The 1,551-nt window shown below is 55.8% G+C and carries 3 protein-coding genes and 1 pseudogene; all 4 read left to right on the forward strand.

The genetic code is table 11. From position 1 onward, the window contains the following. A partial coding sequence (locus FDW87_RS13830; RefSeq protein ID WP_252363174.1) for a PilN domain-containing protein occupies positions 1-455 on the forward strand: 455 nt, incomplete at its 5' end. Then, positions 439-894 (forward strand): hypothetical protein, encoded by a 456-nt coding sequence (locus tag FDW87_RS13835; protein WP_019078151.1) that lies wholly within the window; start codon positions 439-441, stop codon positions 892-894. The genes FDW87_RS13830 and FDW87_RS13835, both read left to right, overlap by 17 nt. Beyond that, positions 884-1,297 carry a HofP DNA utilization family protein gene (locus FDW87_RS13840; RefSeq protein WP_019078152.1) on the forward strand — a complete coding sequence of 138 codons (414 nt, stop codon included), beginning with the start codon at positions 884-886 and terminating at the stop codon, positions 1,295-1,297. The genes FDW87_RS13835 and FDW87_RS13840 overlap by 11 nt, the downstream gene beginning before the upstream one ends. Then, a pseudogene (hofQ, locus tag FDW87_RS22620) lies at positions 1,200-1,551 on the forward strand (DNA uptake porin HofQ); the annotation flags it as partial. The gene FDW87_RS13840 and the pseudogene hofQ, both read left to right, overlap by 98 nt.

Below are 1,551 nucleotides of genomic sequence, written 5' to 3' on the forward strand. Positions count from 1 at the left end.
CGCTACTGCTTAGTAGCGGCGTGTTGTTGCGCTATTACAGCGTTTTGAGCGTAGAAAACCAGGTCGAATTGTTGTTAGCGGATGCCGAAAAGACGCGGGCCGAGGCTTTAATGGCGCTAAAGCCGCGTGTGCAGCAGCGCCAGCAACGATGGCAACAGGTTCAAGCGCGGAACAAACAGCGTGAGCAGACCCGAAGCTGGCAGCGGGTTTTGCAAGGGCTGGCGGAATTACTGCCGGAGCAGGCGTGGTTAACAAAAATCACCTGGCAGCAGGAGACACTGGAACTGACGGGAAACACGCTGAGCTTTGCCGCGCTGAAGGCGCTGGAAGCGCAATTACGCCAGCTGCCGCTGTTTAAATTGGGTAGCCCTGGCGAAACGCAGCAGGATGCGCAGGGACGCTGGCAATTCCACTATCGACTGATGCGGAGCGGTGCGCATGAAAACGCTTTGTGATAGCTGGTTAGCGCAGTCGCCGCGCTTTCGGCTCATCTGCGGCTGTGGCTGGATGCTGGGACTGCTCATCGTCGTCATGTTATGCCTCAGCTCCACCGCGCAGAAACGGGTTATGCAACAAGAGGCGCTAAATCAGCAACGAGCGGCCATTCAGGCACAATGGCGAAATTTATATCTGCTGGCGGCATCGCCAGAAGAGCCTGAAGAGACGCTGATTCCGTTCTCCCCACTGCTGTTTCAGACTCCTCTTGCACATCTTATCCACTGGCAACCCTCCGCACAGGGCGGAGAAATGACGCTGAAGCCAGGCTGGGATGCCATCCCGCCGATGTTTGTCCAATTAGCGGAGCAAGGGATGAACGTCAGCCGGTTTTCTCTTTACGCAGAAGGTGCGGAGCTGCTGTTAACACTACAACTGGAGCGCCTGAATGATGGTTGAACGCTGGCTGTTGGCGTGCGTAAGCGTACTGATACTCACCGGTATGCGTAATCCCTTCCTGCCGCCGGAGGACCGTTGCCAAATTGCTGAGCTGTCAGCATGGCGCTATCAGGGAATATTGAGCCAGCGCGCGCGACCCATTGGCATTGTTCAGGATAGCCAGAAAAAATGGCAGCGGGTTGAGCGAAATGATGTCCTGAAAAACGGTTGGACGGTTACGCAGATAACGGCCCAGAGCGTAACCCTCGACACAGGGAAAAACTGCGAGCCGTCGCAGTGGCAGTGGCAACGACAAGGAGCGATAAATGAAGCGATGGATGGCATGGATAGTACTCGTACTGGTGGTCGGGATTCAGAGCGTACTGGCGGCGAAATCACAAAACGTGACGCTGGTGGTCGATGATGTGCCGGTTGTGCAGGTATTGCAGGCGCTGGCCGAACAGGAAAAGAAAAACCTGGTAGTTTCACCGGATGTCAGCGGTGTGCTGTCACTGCATTTGACGGATGTGCCCTGGAAGCAGGCATTGCAAACGGTGGTGAAAAGCGCCGGGCTGGTATTACGCCAGGAAGGCAACATTCTGCATGTGCATTCTGTTCAATGGCAGAGTGAAAATGCGGCTCGTCAGGACAATGAGCAGGCACGGCTTCAGGCCAGCC

The organism is Citrobacter sp. wls826 (genome assembly GCF_005281245.1).
GTDB lineage: Bacteria > Pseudomonadota > Gammaproteobacteria > Enterobacterales > Enterobacteriaceae > Citrobacter > Citrobacter braakii.

Coding starts and splice junctions, on each gene's coding strand:
- FDW87_RS13835 (WP_019078151.1), top strand. CDS start 439: ATGAAAACGCTTTGTGATAGCTGGTTAGCGCAGTCGCCGCGCTTTCGG.
- FDW87_RS13840 (WP_019078152.1), top strand. CDS start 884: ATGATGGTTGAACGCTGGCTGTTGGCGTGCGTAAGCGTACTGATACTC.